Source organism: Paenibacillus sp. (assembly GCF_035645195.1).
Classification (GTDB): Bacteria; Bacillota; Bacilli; order Paenibacillales; family YIM-B00363; genus Paenibacillus_AE.
Window position 1 is genome coordinate 26,300 of the sequence record NZ_DASQNA010000007.1, and the last position, 17,078, is coordinate 43,377.

Annotated in this window: 14 protein-coding genes; 9 read left to right on the forward strand and 5 right to left on the reverse strand. The window is 60.9% G+C overall.

Going from position 1 to position 17,078, the window contains the following annotated elements:
* Window positions 1–9 precede the first annotated feature (9 nt).
* The 3 genes from VE009_RS01275 to VE009_RS01285 all read right to left on the reverse strand — a co-directional run bounded on the left by VE009_RS01275 (window position 10) and on the right by VE009_RS01285 (window position 2,829).
* A complete protein-coding gene (locus VE009_RS01275; RefSeq protein WP_325005573.1) occupies window positions 10–1,071 on the reverse strand; it encodes a cation diffusion facilitator family transporter in 1,062 nt (353 codons plus the stop codon).
* Window positions 1,072–1,083: 12 nt separating this feature from the next.
* Window positions 1,084–1,395: a metalloregulator ArsR/SmtB family transcription factor gene (locus VE009_RS01280; protein WP_325005574.1), complete on the reverse strand. Its 312-nt coding sequence runs from the start codon at window positions 1,393–1,395 to the stop codon at window positions 1,084–1,086.
* A gap of 135 nt (window positions 1,396–1,530) precedes the next feature.
* Window positions 1,531–2,829 (reverse strand): alpha-glucosidase/alpha-galactosidase, encoded by a 1,299-nt coding sequence (locus VE009_RS01285; RefSeq protein ID WP_325005575.1) that lies wholly within the window; start codon window positions 2,827–2,829, stop codon window positions 1,531–1,533.
* Window positions 2,830–2,977: 148 nt separating this feature from the next.
* On the opposite strand from VE009_RS01285, the gene VE009_RS01290 reads away from it, so the two are divergent.
* The 4 genes from VE009_RS01290 (at window position 2,978) to VE009_RS01305 (ending at window position 8,606) form a co-directional block, all read left to right on the forward strand.
* Window positions 2,978–3,835 carry an AraC family transcriptional regulator gene (locus tag VE009_RS01290; RefSeq protein WP_325005576.1) on the forward strand — a complete coding sequence of 286 codons (858 nt, stop codon included), beginning with the start codon at window positions 2,978–2,980 and terminating at the stop codon, window positions 3,833–3,835.
* Between the two features lie 88 nt (window positions 3,836–3,923).
* A complete protein-coding gene (locus VE009_RS01295; RefSeq protein WP_325005577.1) occupies window positions 3,924–6,992 on the forward strand; it encodes an efflux RND transporter permease subunit in 3,069 nt (1,022 codons plus the stop codon).
* Between the two features lie 16 nt (window positions 6,993–7,008).
* Complete coding sequence (locus VE009_RS01300; protein WP_325005578.1) at window positions 7,009–7,899, forward strand: TetR/AcrR family transcriptional regulator; 891 nt, start codon at window positions 7,009–7,011, stop codon at window positions 7,897–7,899.
* Between the two features lie 134 nt (window positions 7,900–8,033).
* A complete protein-coding gene (locus VE009_RS01305; RefSeq protein ID WP_325005579.1) occupies window positions 8,034–8,606 on the forward strand; it encodes an FAD-dependent oxidoreductase in 573 nt (190 codons plus the stop codon).
* Window positions 8,607–8,685: 79 nt separating this feature from the next.
* Here VE009_RS01305 and VE009_RS01310 read toward each other — a convergent pair whose 3' ends face one another.
* Entirely contained in the window at window positions 8,686–10,680 is a 1,995-nt protein-coding gene (locus tag VE009_RS01310) for an ABC transporter ATP-binding protein (RefSeq protein WP_325005580.1), read from the reverse strand.
* Window positions 10,677–12,437 (reverse strand): ABC transporter ATP-binding protein, encoded by a 1,761-nt coding sequence (locus VE009_RS01315; RefSeq protein WP_325005581.1) that lies wholly within the window; start codon window positions 12,435–12,437, stop codon window positions 10,677–10,679. The genes VE009_RS01310 and VE009_RS01315 overlap by 4 nt, the downstream gene beginning before the upstream one ends.
* A 178-nt stretch (window positions 12,438–12,615) precedes the next feature.
* Here VE009_RS01315 and VE009_RS01320 point away from each other — a divergent pair, with 178 nt between their 5' ends.
* The 5 genes from VE009_RS01320 (at window position 12,616) to cyoD (ending at window position 17,050) form a co-directional block, all read left to right on the forward strand.
* Window positions 12,616–12,891 (forward strand): hypothetical protein, encoded by a 276-nt coding sequence (locus VE009_RS01320; RefSeq protein ID WP_325005582.1) that lies wholly within the window; start codon window positions 12,616–12,618, stop codon window positions 12,889–12,891.
* Between the two features lie 250 nt (window positions 12,892–13,141).
* A complete protein-coding gene (gene cyoA, locus VE009_RS01325) occupies window positions 13,142–14,089 on the forward strand; it encodes a ubiquinol oxidase subunit II (protein ID WP_325005583.1) in 948 nt (315 codons plus the stop codon).
* Window positions 14,090–14,116: 27 nt separating this feature from the next.
* Window positions 14,117–16,087, forward strand: a complete 1,971-nt coding sequence (locus VE009_RS01330; protein WP_325005584.1) for a cbb3-type cytochrome c oxidase subunit I — start codon at window positions 14,117–14,119, stop codon at window positions 16,085–16,087.
* The gene (gene cyoC, locus VE009_RS01335; RefSeq protein ID WP_325005585.1) at window positions 16,087–16,722 is read left to right on the forward strand and encodes a cytochrome o ubiquinol oxidase subunit III; all 636 of its coding nucleotides are present in this window, start codon (window positions 16,087–16,089) and stop codon (window positions 16,720–16,722) included. Before VE009_RS01330 ends, cyoC begins: the two co-directional genes overlap by 1 nt.
* A 1-nt stretch (window position 16,723) precedes the next feature.
* On the forward strand, window positions 16,724–17,050 hold the full coding sequence (cyoD, locus tag VE009_RS01340; protein ID WP_325005586.1) for a cytochrome o ubiquinol oxidase subunit IV: 327 nt from the start codon (window positions 16,724–16,726) through the stop codon (window positions 17,048–17,050).
* The last annotated feature ends 28 nt before the right edge of the window (window positions 17,051–17,078 follow it).

Below are 17,078 nucleotides of genomic sequence, written 5' to 3' on the forward strand. Positions count from 1 at the left end.
GAGTCCTGATTACACTTTCAATTCCGCATGCGAAAGCCGCGATTTCTCGACTTGGACGGTGGCGTGGCCGATCCCGAACGATTCTTCGAGCAGGCGAAGCGCCTGCTGGAGAACGACTTGGCTGTCCCGATCGTCCTCGATCAACAAGTGGCAGCTCAGCGAATCGAGCCCCGACGTGATCGTCCACACGTGGAGGTCGTGCACGTTCACGACGCCCTCGATGCTCGCAAGCCGCTGCCGGATCAATTCGATGTTGACGGAAGCCGGCGTCCCCTCCATCAAGATGTGCACGGTATGCTGCAGCACGCCCCAAGCGCCCCGCAAAATGAGCACCGCGACGAGCGCGCTGATGACGGGATCCGCCCAATACCAGCCGAAGGCGTACATGAGCAGCCCCGCGGCGATGGCCCCGACGGACCCGAGCGCGTCGCCCAATACATGGAGGTACGCGCTGCGCAGGTTGACGTTGTCCTTGACGTCCCCTTGGCGCAGGAGCGCCCATGCGCTGGCGAGGTTGGCCGCAAGCCCGATGCCCGCGATCAGCATCATCGTCCCGCTGGCGACGACCGGCGGCTCCTGCCAACGCTCGAACGCCTCCCATAAAATAAAGACGGCGATGACGAAGAGGGTGACGCTGTTGAAGAAGGCGGCCAAAATTTCGAAGCGGTGGAACCCGAACGTCCGCTTCGGCGTCGACGGCTTCGCGGACAGCCACAGCGCGAACAGGCTGAGCCCGAGCGCGCCGGCGTCGCTCAGCATATGGCCGGAGTCGGAAAGCAGCGCCAGAGAGTTCGTCGCCAGCCCGCCGAAAAACTCGAGCAGCATGATCCCGGTCGTGATCGACAGCGCGATCGCGAGTCCGCGGCGATTGCCTTCCCCGCCGTGGTGGTGATGATGGCCATGGTGGTGGTGCCCATGATGGTGGTGCCCATGATGGTGGTGATGCCCATGGTGATGCCCTTGGCCGCCGCGGTCATGGCCCTCATGGTCATGGGCGCGGTGATCGCCGGCGCACGATTCATGGTCATGATCGGCCGAGTCCCGGCGAGGCTCCCTCGTATCGGATGTCATGTCCGCAGCCTCCTATCGATGCATGGTATGGGCGATCGTTTGCTCCAGCAGCCGAATCACATGATCGTCGTCCGTGGAATAATATAACGCTTGCCCTTCGCGCCGGTGCTTCACCAGCCGCAAATTGCGCAGCACCGCCAGCTGATGCGAGACGGCCGACTGCGACATGCCGAGCGCTTCGGCGATTTGCCCGACGGCCCTCTCCCCCCGCGAGAGGAGATACAAAATTTTGATCCGCGTCGGATCGGCCAGCGCCTTGAACGCGCGTGCCGTTTCGTGCGCCGTCTCCTCGTCGAGAAGAACGGCTTCGTTCCGTTCATGCATGCGGATCACCATCCTTATTAATATATGAACATATTCTCATATATAGGAATATACTCTTTGGCTGCGGCTCTGTAAAGGAAGGAATCGCCCGCCCAACAAAAACAGGGCCCCAGGGGCCCTGTTTCCAAGCTGCGGTTAATGATAATTCGGCAGCCAATCGCCGTGCGCTTCGATCAAATCGTCGCACATCGCCACGATGTCGTCCATCGACAGCTCGGCGGCCGTGTGCGGATCGAGCATGGCGGCGTGGTAAATATGCTCCTTCTTCCGCGTGATCGCCGCCTCGATCGTGAGCAGCTGCGTATTGATGTTCGTCCGGTTAAGCGCGGCGCACTGCGGCGGCAGATCGCCCACGTACGTCGGCGTCACGCCGCTCCGGTCGACGAGGCACGGCACCTCGACGCACGCTTCGCGGGGCAGGTTCGTGATCAGCCCCGTGTTCATGACGTTGCCGCCGATTTTGAACGGCACGTTCGTCTCCATCGCTTCGAATATATACGACGCGTACTCGTGCGAGCGCTTGTGCGTCAAGTCCGCGTTGTTGACGAGCTCGTCGCGCATTTTCGCCCAACGCTCGATCTGATTGACGCAGCGGCGCGGGTATTCGTCGAGCGGAATGTTGAACCTCTCGATCAGCTCCGGATAGTTCCGTTTGATGAAGTACGGATGATATTCCGCGTTATGCTCCGACGATTCCGTGATGTAGTAGCCGAACTTCAGCATCATTTCGAGTCGCACCATGTCGTTGTGCTTTTCCTTCTGCTTCTCGATCGCGCGGCGCTTGATTTCCGGATACAAATCTACGCCGTCCCGCGTCACTTCGAGCAGCCACGCCATATGGTTGATGCCCGCGATTTTCGCCTGCACGCCTTCCTTGTCCATGCCGAGATTGTCGAACAAGTGCGGGATGCACGCCTGCACGCTGTGGCAGAGGCCTACCGTTTTCACGCCGCCGTGAGTGATCATGACGTTCGTCAGCACGGCCATCGGGTTCGTGTAGTTGAGGAACCACGCGTCCGGGCACACCTCCTGAATGTCTTTCGCGAAGTCGAGCATGACCGGGATCGTCCTTAAGTTCCGGAAAATGCCGCCGATGCCGACGGTGTCCGCGATCGTCTGGCGCAGGCCGTACTTCTTCGGCACCTCGAAGTCGGTGATCGTGCAAGGATCGTATCCGCCGACCTGGATCGCGTTCACGACATACTTCGCGCCGCGCAGCGCTTCCTTCCGGTCCGTGTACGCCTTCACGACGCAGGCGCTGCCGGTCGTGCGCTTCAAGTTGTTCAGCATCATTTCCGAGTCCTTAAGGCGCCCCATGTCGATGTCGAACAGCGCCAGCTCGAAGCCCTGCAGCGCCGGCGTCAGCATGACGTCGCCCAGCACGTTTTTCGCGAATACGGTGCTCCCTGCTCCCAAGAACGTAATTTTCGTCATAACTCTTACCGCCTCCATATGCTTGATCTTGCTTTCCTTCATACTAGGACACATCGCGGAGAAAGAGTATGGAGGAAACGAGCGGACATATGGATTTTTGTAGTACGCTGGGATAGGATAGTCTCAAAGATGGGAGGGGGCGGCAGCCATGATTCCGGAGCATTACAGTTACGAAAGCTACATCAACCCCGGCCGGGGAAAGAGCGAAATCACCGTATTATTCAGCGGCGACGGTCGTCCGGTAGGCGGACACAAGATCGGCCCCGCCGTGCATAAATACTTTTTGTTACATACCGTAAGAAGCGGCTCCGGCTATTTCGAGCAGGCGGGGAAGCGTTATAAATGTAGCACGGGCGACACGTTCGTCATTTTCCCGGGCGAGCTGTTCAGCTACGAAGCCGACGCCGAACAGCCGTGGCATTACGTCTGGGCGGCGTTCCGCGGACATCTGGCGGCCGCGACGCTGCAGCAGCTCGGCATTACGCCGGATCGGCCCGTCGTGCGCGGCGGAGACGCCGCCCGCCGAACTCTCGCGCTGCACCGCCGCTTGCTCCGCACGCTGCGGAACGCGGAGTGGCCGCCGCTTGCCGATTTGGAATCCAGCGGCATCCTGCGGCTGCTCCTCCACGAGCTCGGCCGCGCGAACGAGGAATTTTTGCCCCGCGCGGACACGCACGCGACCGTATCCGAACGGCAGGTCAATCAAGCGGTGCGCTGGCTGTCGCTGCAGTATGCCCAGCCGGTGTCGATCGAGCAGCTCGCGAAATCGCTCGGCTACCACCGAACGCATTTGTCGAAAATTTTTAAAAAGCAGATCGGCATGTCGCCGATGCAGTTTCTCATGCAAATTCGGCTCGAGCAGGCCAAGTCGCTGCTGGACAGCCACTGGACGGTCGAACAGGTCGCCTCCTCGGTCGGGTTCGCCGATCCGCTGTATTTTTCCAAACAATTTCGGAAAAAGTACGGCGTATCCCCTACCGAATACCGGCTCCGCGCCAAGTCATGACCGGCAAGTTTTATACTTTGACCAATGAGTCATAACCTGTTATCATTCTTTCCGAAACGACTATTCCGAAAGAAACGAGGCAGGAACTATGCGCGGGATTATCCGATTTTCGTTAAACAATCGCTTCGCCTTGCTGATCATGACCGTCATCGTGTCGGCCGCCGGCTTGATCGCAGGCCTCAATATGAAGCAAGAGACGCTTCCGAATTTGGAAGTGCCTTATCTCCAAGTTACCGCCGTGTACCCGGGCGCGGCTCCGGAGGAGATCGTCGAGCGCGTAACTGCTCCCGCCGAGCAGCGGCTGCGGCATCTGCCGGGCGTACTGACGGTGAACTCGTCCTCGATGGAGAACGTATCGGCCATCACCATCGAATACGACTACGGACAAGATATGGAGCGGGCGCTCGCCGAAGCGCGGGAAGCGCTGGACGGACTCGAGCTGCCGAGCGGGGCGCAGGAGCCCGAAATTTCGCGGATCAGCCTGAACGCGTTCCCCGTCGTCTCGCTCAGCGTCGCGGACCCGAGCGGATCGCTCGAGGAGCTGACCGATCTCGTCGAGAACGCGTTCGTCCCTGCGTTGGAAGGGCTCAAGGGCGTCGCCGACGTCCAAATCGCGGGACAGTACGTTCAAGAGGCGGTCCTCGAATTCGATCAAGAGAAGCTGGCGTCGCTCGGCCTGTCCGAGGAGACGGTGCGCGGCATCGTACAGGCGTCAGCGGTGACGGTTCCGCTCGGATTGTTCGAGCTGGGCGACGAGGAGCGGACGATCGTCGTCGACGGCGGCATCCGCACGTTGGACGACCTGCGCCGCCTGCCGATCCCGGCCGCCGGCCCGACGGGCATGACGACCGTGCGGCTTGCGGATATCGCCACTGTGGAATTGCGGGGACAATCCGAATCGATCTCGCGCACGAACGGCAGCGAATCGATCGGCCTGCAAATCGTAAAAGCGCAGGAAGCGAACACGGTCGACGTCGTCAATCTTGTGAAGGCGGAGGCTGCCTCGCTGCAGGAACAGTACCCCGACCTCGAAATCGTGACGCTGCTCGACCAAGGGGAGCCGATCGAGAAGTCGGTGGCCACGATGCTGGAGAAAGCGCTGTTCGGCGCCTTGTTCGCGGTCGTCATCATCCTGCTGTTTCTCCGCAACGCCAAATCGACCCTGATCGCCGTCGTGTCGATCCCGCTGTCGCTGTTCATCGGCATTGTGCTGCTGCAGCAGCTCGAGATCACGATGAACATGATGACGCTCGGCGCCATGACGGTCGCCATCGGCCGCGTCGTCGACGACTCGATCGTCGTCATCGAGAACATTTACCGCCGAATGTCTTCGAAGACCGAGACGCTGCGGGGCAAGGCGCTCATTCTGGACGCGACGCGCGAAATGTTCATCCCGATCCTCTCGTCGACGATCGTCACGATCGCCGTGTTCGTGCCGCTCGCGGCCGTCACCGGCATGGTCGGCGAGCTGTTCTTGCCGTTCGCGCTCACGATGGTGTTCGCGCTGCTGGCTTCGCTGCTCGTCGCGATCACGGTCGTTCCGTCCATGGGCTACGCCATGTTCAAGAAAGGGCTCGGACGCGCGGCCGCCGACGGCGCGCACGGGACGGAGGAAAAACCCGGACGGCTGGCGCTCGCCTACAAACGGGCGCTCCGGTGGACGTTGGACCATAAAGCGGTGTCGCTGCTCGTCTCGGTCGCGCTCCTCGTCGGCAGCTTGTTCCTCGTGCCCGTCATCGGCGTCAGCTTCCTGCCGGAGGAAGAGCAGAAATACGCCATGGTCACGTATACGCCCGCGCCCGGCGAACGGCTGGAAGACGTCGCGGAGCTGTCGCTTCGGGCGGAATCGTTCTTCCTCGAGGACGAGCGGGTGGAGAACCTGCAATATTCCGTCGGCGGCTCCAATCCGCTGAACCCGGCCTCGTCGGAATCGGCCTTGTTCTACGTTCAATATGAGGACGACGTGGCGGCGTTCGCCGAAGTGAAGGACCGACTGCCCGAAGAGCTGGCGAAAGCCGTTCCCGGAGAAGGCGAATGGGGCTTGATGGACTTCTCGGGCGGCATCGGCGGCGCGGGGCTGTCCCTCAACGTGTACGGAGAATCGCTGGAAGACATCCGCGCCGCCGTCGAGAGCATCCGCACGTTGATGGAGGCGGACGGCCGGTTCGAGAACGTCGACAGCAGCGTCGGCGAAACGTACGGACAATACACGCTCGCGATCGATCCGGAGCGGCTGAGCCGGTACGGCGTAACGGCCGGCCAAATCGCGATGGCGCTCAGACCTTCCCTGGAACGGCCGGTGCTGACGAGCATCGAAGCCGAAGGAAACACGTACGAGGTCGTCGTCGCGACGGATCCGGTCGTCTACGATTCGATCGAAGACATCGAAAACGCGACCGTTCCGTCCCCGCTCGGCGTCCCGGTGCGGATCGGGGACGTCGCCGACACGGTCGAAGGCGAATCCGCGAACGCCGTGACGCGTCAAGACGGCAGGCTGTACGCATCGATTACCGCCGACATTGCGGCGAGAGACGTCGCGGGGACGTCCGCCGAGCTCGAGGAGGCGATCGCCGAAAGCCTCGAGCTTCCGAACGGCGTCGACGTCGAATTCGGAGGCGTGACGGAGCAAATGAACGATACGTTCTCCCAGCTCGGTCTCGCGATGGCGGCGGCCGTCGCCATCGTCTACTTGGTGCTCGTCGTCACGTTCGGCGGCGGACTCGCGCCGTTCGCGATTTTGCTCTCGCTGCCGTTCGCGGTCATCGGCGCCTTGCTGGCGCTGCTCGCCGCGGGCGAAACGATCAGCGTCTCGGCGATGATGGGCGCGCTGATGCTGATCGGCATCGTCGTCACGAACGCCATCGTGCTGATCGACCGGGTTATTCACAAAGAGAAGGAAGGATGGTCGACGCGGGAAGCGCTGCTCGAAGCCGGCGCGACAAGGCTGCGGCCGATTTTAATGACGGCGCTGGCGACGATCGGAGCCCTCCTGCCGCTCGCCTTCGGCAATGAAGGCTCCGGCATCATTTCCAAAGGGCTCGGGGTCGCGGTGATCGGCGGGTTGGCGAGCTCCACCTTGCTGACGCTCGTCGTCGTGCCGATCGCCTACGAACTGCTGATGAAGCTGCGCAGGAACGGAATCGAAGAATCCATCTAACAGGGAAGTGGGAAGGATGAACGACAAAAAGCAGCTCATTCTGGAGGCGGCATTGCGGCTGTTCGCCGCGAAGGGCTTCCATTCGACGTCCATTCAAGACATCGTCGAAGAAGTCGGCATCGCCAAAGGCTCGGTGTACCTTCACTTCAAGTCGAAGGAAGATATTCTCGTTTCCGCTATCAAGCATATGGTGTCCGGCATGATCGAGGAGATAGGGAACGCAGACGCCGGCGAACAGTTGACGCCGAAGGAAAAACTCGTCCGCAAGCTGGAGCGCCAGTTCGAATTCAGCCTCAAGCATAAAGCGTTCATCTTCATGCTCATGGACGAAGGCTTGGTGCACGTTAACGAGGAGATGAAGACCTATCTTTATGATTTGCGGAAACGGTCGGTGAGATGGGCGGAGGCGGATATCGTCTCGGTCTACGGAGACCGCGTCGGACCGTACGCGCTCGATGCGGCCGCCGTTCTGCAGGCGATGACTTCGCATTATACCGGCATCCTGATGTTGGACGACAGCGGGCTCGACCTTCGCGCGCTCGCCCGGTTTATCGCCGACCGGCTGAACGACGCCGTCGAAGGGATGCTGGCGCAAGGCCGCCCTCCGTTGCTAAGCGAACGCTCGCTGTTCGGCGAAGCCGGAGGGCAGCCTTACGGCGCCGCCGAGGAGCGGTTCCGCTACGAGGCATTGTTTCGCGAAGCCCGCGGAGCGGTGCAGCGCTCCGGCTTGGACGATGACGAGCGGCGGAAATGGGACAGTTATTTGATCGTATTGGAACACGAGCTGCGCAAACCGCAGGCGGACGAGCCGGTCGTCGGAGGTTTGCTCGCGCATCTGCGCGGCTCGGACATCGAAGGCGTGGCCGCGCTCGCGCATCGGCTGTCGCAGGAACGTGCGGAAGGTTGATCGTTCTCCTGCGAAACTCTCGATTTTAATAACATCAATATTGAATAAGTTAATAAATTGGGCCATAATAAGAGATGTCGTTAGTAGGAATCCCCAGTTTTATTCGATTACCATCATGGAGGGAGATTGATATCATGTACGACATCGCCATTATCGGAGCCGGACCGGCCGGCGCTAGCGCAGCCATCTACACCGCGAAAGCGGGCAAGAAAACGCTCGTCATCGACAGCGACAAAGGCGTAACGAAGCGCGCTTGGTTCGAAAACTTCTACGGCATCAAAGAAATCGACGGACCTTCCCTTGTGGACATCGGCATCGAGCAGCTGAAGAAGTTCGGCGCGGAATACGTCCAAGACGAGGCGACGGACGCCGCGAAGACGGAGGAAGGCTTCTCGATTACGACGGCCGGCGGCCAGACGTATCAAGCGAAGCACGTCATCCTCGCGACCGGCTTCTCCGTCGAGCTCGGCCAGAAGCTGGGCGCCGCGGTGAAAGACGGCACGGAGCCGCGCGTGAAGTCGATTTTCGACGTAGACGCGCAAGGCCGCACGAGCGTCCCGGGCGTATGGGCCGCAGGCACGGCAGCCGGCGTCAGCGTGCACGGCATCATTACGGCGGGCGACGGCGCGAAGGTCGCCATTAATTTAATCAGCGAGCTGAACGGCGAACGCTACGTCGATCACGACGTTATGAAGCCGAAGGAATAATCATCTTCATGCCAAAGAACCCGCCCGATCGAGCGCGATCGGCGCGGGTTCTTCGCGTTAAGCGGCAGGCGGCGGGGCGTCACTTCGCGGCGCCGCTCGGGGCGTGGTCCGCGTTCTGCAGCATATACATCCGGTAATACCGGCCTCGCAGCGCCATCAGCTCGTCGTGCGTGCCGCGCTCCTCGATGACGCCGCGATGGAGCACAAGAATACGGTCGGCATCGCGAATGGTCGACAGCCGATGCGCGATGACGAACGTCGTCCGGCCGTGCCGCAGCACCTCGAGCGCGCGCTGGATCGCCTGCTCCGTCTCGCTGTCGATGCTGGCGGTCGCTTCGTCCAAGATCAAAATCGCCGGATCGAACGCGAGCGCCCGGGCGAAGGAAATGAGCTGCCGCTCCCCCGCGGACAGCGTCGCGCCCCGCTCCACGACCGGCTCGCGCATCCGCTGCGGCAGCCGGGAGACGAACGCTTCGGCGCCGACCTCGCGCAGCGCCCGCTCGACGCCGGCGTCGTCGATCGCGCCGTTGTACAGCGACACGTTGAAGCGGATATCGCCGGTGAACAAGAACGGATCCTGCAGCACGATTCCCATGTGCCGGCGCAGAGACTGCTTCGACAGCTCCCGGATGTCGACGCCGTCGATCCGGATCGTGCCGCCCGTCGGCTCGTAGAAGCCGAGCAGCAGGTTCATGATCGAGCTTTTGCCCGAGCCGGTATGGCCGACGAGGGCGATCGTTTCGCCTCGTTTCGCCTCGAACGAAATGCCTTTCAGCACGTTCTCCCCCGCGACGTACGCGAACGTGACGTTCTCGAACGAGACGCGCCCCTCCGGACGCGGCGCCTCCGCCCCTTCGTCCGCCTCAGCCCCGTCGAGATCCATCAGCGCGAACACCCGCTCCGCCGAGACGAAGGCGCGCTGCGCGTTCGTCATTTGGTCGAAGATGCCGACGATCGGCTCGTAAATGCGTCCCAAGTAATCTACGAATGCGTACAGCACACCGAACGAAATGGCGGACTCGAGCGAGCGGCTGCCGAAATACCACAAAATGACCGCCGTCAGCACCCGCGCCACGAAATAGACGATATTGCGCCCCGACAGCGCGAAGATGCGGAACTGGATCACTTGGTGGCGATACCGGTCCTCGTTCAGCCGGCCGAATTCCGCCTTCACCGACTCTTCCCGGCGGAACGCTTGGATGATCGGCATCACGTGGATCAGCTCGTTCAGCGTCGCGTTCATTTCCGCGAGGCGGGCGCGAATGACCTGCACGTATTTCTTCGAAAATTTCAAATGAACGTACATGATGAGCGCGAACATCGGCAAAATGAGCGCGCACAGCAGCGCGAGCCTCCATTCCAGAAACAGCAGCGCGGCGAACACCCCGATAATGTTCAGCCCGCTGACGACGAACGTGGCGGTGAAGCTGATGTACAGCTCCTTAATATTTTCCGTATCGTTGGCGACGCGCGAGACGATCTGCCCGACGGGCGTCTTGTCGAAATACGACACGGGCAGCCGGTGCAGATGCCGGAACAAATCCATCCGCATTCGCTGCACGATGCGCTGCGCCGACGACTGCAGCAGGAAACTCTGCACGTACGTCAGCGCGCCTCCCGCGAGGGTCAGCCCGACGATCAACGCCACAAGGCCGGCGATCGGCGCGGCGTCGTGCCGGTAGAACGCCGCGACCTCTTCCCCGGTCAGCGGCACCCGCCCCGCGGCGGGACTGTCCAGCACGAAGCCGTCGCCCGACGTGTCGATGCCGGCCCGCGCCGCGCCGTCCAGTTCGACGCCGGCCGGCAGCCAGTCCTCGCGCACGTAGGCGAGCCCCCGGAACGGGACGGAGCGCACTCCTTCCGGCACCGCCTCGGGCCGCATCTCGCGCCAATCGGACCGGATGGCGAGCAAATGGTCGTCGATGATCGTCTTCGTCACGATCGGCACCGACAGCTGGGCGCCGAGACCCAGCACCAAAATGAACAGCGCCAGCGCGACCTGGCGCTTGAATAGCAGCAAATAAGCGAGCAGCCGGCGGCCGACGGCGCCGGTCCGCACTTCCCGTTCGTTCATGGCGTCTCCTTCCCGTCTTCCAGCAGACTCATCTCCAGCTGCTGCCGCTCATATTGCCGCCGGTACCAGCCGTCCAGCGCCATCAGCTCTTCATGCGTCCCCTCTTCGACGACGGCGCCGTCCTCGAGCACGACGATGCGATGCGCGTGCGCGACGGCGGACAGCCGGTGCGTCGCGATGAACGTCGTCTTCCCCGCCCGCGTGCGGCGCACCTGCTCGAGAATCGCCGCCTCCGTCCGCGCGTCGACGGCCGACAGCGCGTCGTCGAGAATAAGAATGTCCGGATCGACGAGCAGCGCCCGCGCGATGCCGATGCGCTGCTTCTGCCCGCCGGACAGCATGATGCCGTTCTCGCCGACGACCGTTCCGAGACCTTCCGGCATCCGCTCGAGATCGTCGAGCAGGAACGCCGTGCGCGCCGCCGCGAGCACCTCCGCCTCCGTCGCGTCGGGCTTGCCTAACGCGATGTTGTCTCGAACGCTGCGGGAGAGCAGCAGATGCTCCTGCGGCACGTACCCGATCCAAGAGGACAGCGTTTCGAGCGGAATGCGCTCGATCGGCGCGCCGGAGATCGTGAGGCGTCCCGGTTCGATCGGATACTGCCGGAGCAGCTGTTTCAGCAGCGTGCTCTTGCCGCTCCCGGTTTTGCCGACGACGCCGATCGTTTCGCCTCGCCGCACGACGAGCCGGAACGCCTTGAGACGCGCGGCGTCGGTTCCCGGATAGCGGAACGTCAGAGCGTCGAACACGATGTCGCCGGCGGCGTTCGGCGCGACCGGATCCGAAGGATCGGTCACGTCGGGCCGCTGCGCAAGGTTGTCCTCGATGCGCAGCACCGACGCGTTGCCCCGCTGCAAAATATTGATGAATTCCCCGAACGCGATGAGCGGCCACACGAGCAGACCGAGGTATATATTGAAGGCGACCATTTCCCCGAGCGTAATTTCGCCGCGCGTCACGAGGTACGAGCCGTAACCGATGGCGATCGCGAAGCTGACCCCGGTGATGGAAGAGATGACCGGCATGAACAGCGAGTTCGTTTGGGCCACGCGAATATTTTGCTCCATGACGTCCTTCGTCACCCGGTCGAACGCCTCGATATCGGCCTTCTCCTGCACGAACGCCCGCAGCACCCTGAGCCCCGAGATCGATTCGAGCACATGGTCGTTCATGACGCCGAACTTTTGCTGCGCCGCCGTGAAATGCTTCCGCATGCGGCGGCCGAGCACGTTGATCGCGACGCTGAGCAGCGGCAGCGGCAGCAGCGCGGCCAGCATGAGCCGGACGTCGACATAAAGAATCATCGACGCGACGACGAAGATGACGCCGAAAATCGTATTCGTGATCGTCACGACGCCGAAGCCCGCCGTATTGCTCACCGCCTCGATATCGTTCGTCGCGAGCGCCATCAGCTCCCCGGACCGGTTCCGATGGAAAAACGACGGCTTCATGCGCGTCCAGTGGGCGAGCAGCCGATCGCGCAGCTGTTTGTTGAGCAGCACGGAGCTGCCGAACAGCGCGTTGATCCAAATATAAGTCGTCACATACATCGCGACGGCGATGCCGAGCAGAATGAGGACCGTCCCCAGCAACCCGGAACGGGTCAGCTCCCCCGCCATGATTCGGTCGATCGTGTCTCCGACGAAGCGGGGCGCGACCGTATTCATGTAGCTGTTCGACGCGATGAGCAGCATCGTGACGAGATAAAACGGCCAGCGCCTGCGGAAAAACCAGCTTAACCGTTGAACGAATAACATAAAAAGCTCCCTCGTTTTCCCGAACGGATTCAATATTTTCCTATTGTAAGCGATATCTCTGGAAAAAGACTACACCCGTGACGAAACTTTGGCGGAATGGTGAAAAATTTTTGAACGATTTCGACGAAATTGTGATATAATATCGTCAAGTAAGCACTTACAAGGATGTGAGGAAGGCATGACCACCAAGACGTTTTTCGAACCGCGCACGGAAGCCTCCGAACGCAGCGTGCAGCGCCTCGTGCGGTGGATGACCGCGGCCGCTTGGACGACGCTGCTCTTCGGCCTCGCGCTCACGCTCGGCAATATGCATCATTTCAGCGAACAGAACGCCACCTTGATGGTCGGCATCGGCTTCATGGTCGGCAGCGTTCACATTTATGTCATCCGCACGGCGATTCACCTCGTCCATGCGCGCAGCCCGCATTCGACGGGAAATGACGACCGAAACTAATCAGAACCGCATCCATTCAAGCCTCCGAGTATGCCGCTCGGGGGCTTTTTTCATGCGCGCAGCCGATTTGCGGCTAAACCGTGAATACAATTTTAACGAAATGGGGCGACATTTTGACGGATTTGCAAAGTGGGGTTCGAACGCGCGCGGAATTTGATATCTTAGTAGCAGGGCAAGTGAAATTCATCACAAGCTTATCTACCCCATACAAATAAGAAACCTGCCAAGGAGCATATAGGAGAGGATTGCCATGAGAAAACGCACGCTGAAATACGGTCTGGCGCTGCCCGCCCTGCTGCTGCTGGCGGCGGCCGTCTTATCCGGCTGCGGCGACGCGATGGTGCTCGACCCGAAAGGGCCGATCGGCGCGGCGCAGAAGGATCTGATTTACATCTCGACGCTGTTGTGCCTTATCGTGCTCGTGCCGGTTCTCGCGCTGACCGCCTACATCGTGTTCCGGTACCGGGACAAGCGGGACAACGACGCGCCGTACGATCCGAACTGGTCGCACAGCACGAAGCTGGAGACGATTTGGTGGACGATCCCGATCGTCATTATCGCGATTCTCGCGGCCGTCACCGTACGCTATACGTACGAACTCGAGCCGTCGAAGCCGATCGTCAGCGAGAAAGAAGAACTCGTCGTTCAAGTGACGTCGCTCGATTGGAAATGGCTGTTCCAATATCCGGAGCAGGGCATCGCGACGGTCAACTATTTGTATATTCCGGAAGACGTGCCGATTCGGTTCGAGCTGACGTCCGACGCGCCGATGAACTCGTTCTGGATTCCGCAGCTCGGCGGCCAAATTTATACGATGTCCGGCATGGCGATGGTGCTGTACCTGCAAGCCGACGAAGCCGGCACGTACTACGGCTCCGGCGCGAACTTCAGCGGCGAGCATTTCGCCGACATGACGTTCTATGCGACGGCCGTGCCGCAGGACGAATTCGACGCATGGGTCGACGACATCAAAGCGACGTCGTCCCCGCTCACGCTGGAAGGATACGAGCAGCTCGCGAAGCCGGGCACGACGACCGTGAAGTCGTTCTCCGCGATTCCGGAAGGCTTGTTCCACAGCATCGTAACGAAATACGCCGTCGGCGGCTCCGCCCACGCGGGGCACGGCGCTCACTCCGGCCAGCCGCCTTCGGACGAAGAGACGGATGCCGACTCGCACGACGGCCACGCGGGCCACTAATCATCGAAAGCAGAAAGGAGCTTCGCTATGGAAGCCATCAAACAATTCGCCTCCGAGTTTTTCGTGACCGGCGATCCGCTCATTCTGGGCGCGCAGGTCAGCATCGGGCTGACCATGGTCGCCATCGTGTTCGCCCTGACCTTCTTTCGCAAGTGGGGCTGGTTGTGGCGCGAATGGCTGACGACGGTCGATCACAAACGGATCGGCATTATGTATATTGTGTGTGCGATGCTCATGTTATTCCGCGGCGGCGTCGACGCGCTGCTCATGCGGACGCAGCTCGCGTTCCCCGGCATGGAGTTCCTCCACGCCGATCACTATAACCAAATTTTCACGACGCACGGCGTCATTATGATTTTGTTCATGGCGATGCCGCTGATGTTCGGTCTATTCAATATCGTCGTGCCGCTGCAGATCGGGGCTCGCGACGTTGCCTTCCCGTTCCTGAATTCTTTAAGCTTCTGGCTGTTTTTCTGGGGCGCGATGCTGTTCAACATGTCGTTCGTCATCGGCGGCTCCCCGGACGCCGGCTGGCTGGCGTATCCGCCGCTGTCGGGACTCATGGGCAGCCCAGGGGTCGGACAGAACTTCTACATTTGGGGCATTCAGATTTCCGGCATCGGGTCTTTAGCTACCGGCATTAACTTCGTCGTTACGATTCTGAAAATGCGTGCGCCCGGCATGACGCTTATGAAAATGCCGATGTTCACATGGTCGGTATTGGCGAGCAGCATCACGATTTTGTTCGCCTTCCCGATTTTGACGGTCACGCTGTTCCTGCTGTTCCTGGACCGGTTCCTCGGCGCGCATTTCTTCACGCTCGACGCCGGCGGCAACCCGATGATGTATATCAACTTGATCTGGATGTGGGGACACCCTGAGGTGTATATCATCGTCCTGCCGGCTTTCGGCATTTTCTCGGAAATCGTAGCCACGTTCTCGCGCAAAAAGCTGTTCGGCTACACGTCGATGGTCGTCGCCATGATTTCCATCAGCGTCACGTCGTTCTTCACGTGGGCTCACCATTTCTTCACGATGGGCTCCGGCGCGAACGTCAACGCCTTCTTCGCGGTCACGACGATGATCATCGCGATTCCGACGGGCGTGAAAATTTTCAACTGGCTGTTCACGATGTACCGCGGCCGCATTCGGATGACGACGCCGATGATGTGGACGATCGCATTCATCCCTTGCTTCGTCGTCGGCGGCATGACCGGCGTGCTTCTCTCGGTAGCTCCTGCGGACTTCCAGTTCCATAACAGCTACTTCCTGATCGCGCACTTCCACCAGGTTCTCATCGGCGGCGTCGCGTTCGGCTTCTTCGCGGGTCTGACGTATTGGTGGCCGAAAATGTTCGGCTTCACGCTCCACGAAGGTCTCGGCAAATGGGCGTTCTGGACGTGGAACATAGGCTTTTACATCTGCTTCATGCCGCAGTACTTCCTTGGTCTCGACGGCATGACGCGCCGGATGTACACGTACGACTTCGATATGGGCTGGGGTCCGCTCAACCTCATCTCGACGGTCGGCGGCTTCCTGATGGGGATCGGCTTCCTGTTCCAGGTGTGGCAGATCGCGCACAGCATCAAGTTTATGAAAAAGGATACGACGGGCGATCCGTGGGACGGCCGGACGCTGGAATGGTCCATCCCGTCGCCGGCGCCGCTGTACAACTTCGCGACGGTGCCGACCGTCTCGGAGACGGACGATTGGTGGGCGACGAAAGAGCGGCGCGCAGCCGGCGTGCCGGACGCTCCGACGCCTCCGCTCGAGCCGATTCACATGCCGAAAAATTCGTCGATACCGTTCATCATGTCGTTCTTCTGGTTCGTCGCGGGCTTCGGTTTCGTTTGGGATTGGATGTTCTTCGCGATCCCGGGTCTTATCGGCGTAGCGCTTTGCATGTTGGCCCGTTCGTTCTCGTACGATACGGATTATTATATCCCGGTTGACGAAGTTCGCCGCACGGAAGCGGCTCTGAGAGGAGTGAAGGCATAATGACGGCAACAGTTCACGCGGCGCACGGGCATGCCCACGGTCACGACCATGGGCACGACGCGCACCATGACCACCACGACTTGGAAGGGCTCAAGACGTTCGGCTTCTGGCTGTTCCTGATCACGGACGTCATCTTGTTCGCCACGCTGTTCGCGACGTACGTCGTCCTGCGCAACAATACGGCGGGCGGACCGACGGCGGCCGAGCTGTTCTCGCTGCCGATCGTCATCGCCGAAACGTTCATCCTGCTCACCAGCTCCTTCACGAGCGGCCTCGCGGTGCTCTCGATGCATCAAGGCCGTCTCAAGGGACTCATCGGCTGGCTCGTCGTCACCGCGCTGCTCGGCGCTGCGTTCATCGGGCTCGAGGTGTACGAATTCCTGCACCTCGTCCACGAAGGCGCCACGATACAGACGAGCGCGTTCTTGTCGGCGTTCTTCACGCTCGTCGGGGCGCACGGCGCGCACGTCTCGCTCGGCCTCGTTTGGATGATCGCGCTGATCTTCCAGCTTTCGCGCCGCGGCATCACGCCGGTGACGGAGCGCAAAGTGAACGTCATCAGCTTGTACTGGCACTTCCTCGACGTCGTTTGGATTTTCGTCTTCACGGTCGTTTATTTGATGGGGGTGATGTAACATGGCGAACACGAACGCTTCGCACGGCTCGAACGGCTCGCACGGTTCGCTGAAATCGTACGTCGTCGGGTTTCTGCTGTCGATCGTCCTGACGATCATTCCGCTCGCGGCCGTCATGCTCGGCTCGCTCGACAAGACGACGACCTTGATCGTTATCTTGGCGGCGGCGGTGCTCCAGTTCGTCGTGCAGCTGCTGTTCTTCATGCATCTCCGCGAAGGGGAGAACGCGCGCTGGAACATCATGTCGCTGCTGGTCGGCGTGCTCATTCTCGTCACGATCGTCGCAGGCTCGATTTGGATTATGACGTATAACGCTGTCGCGCACTGACGCGAAGCATAGAGAAGGGCGTCCCCTT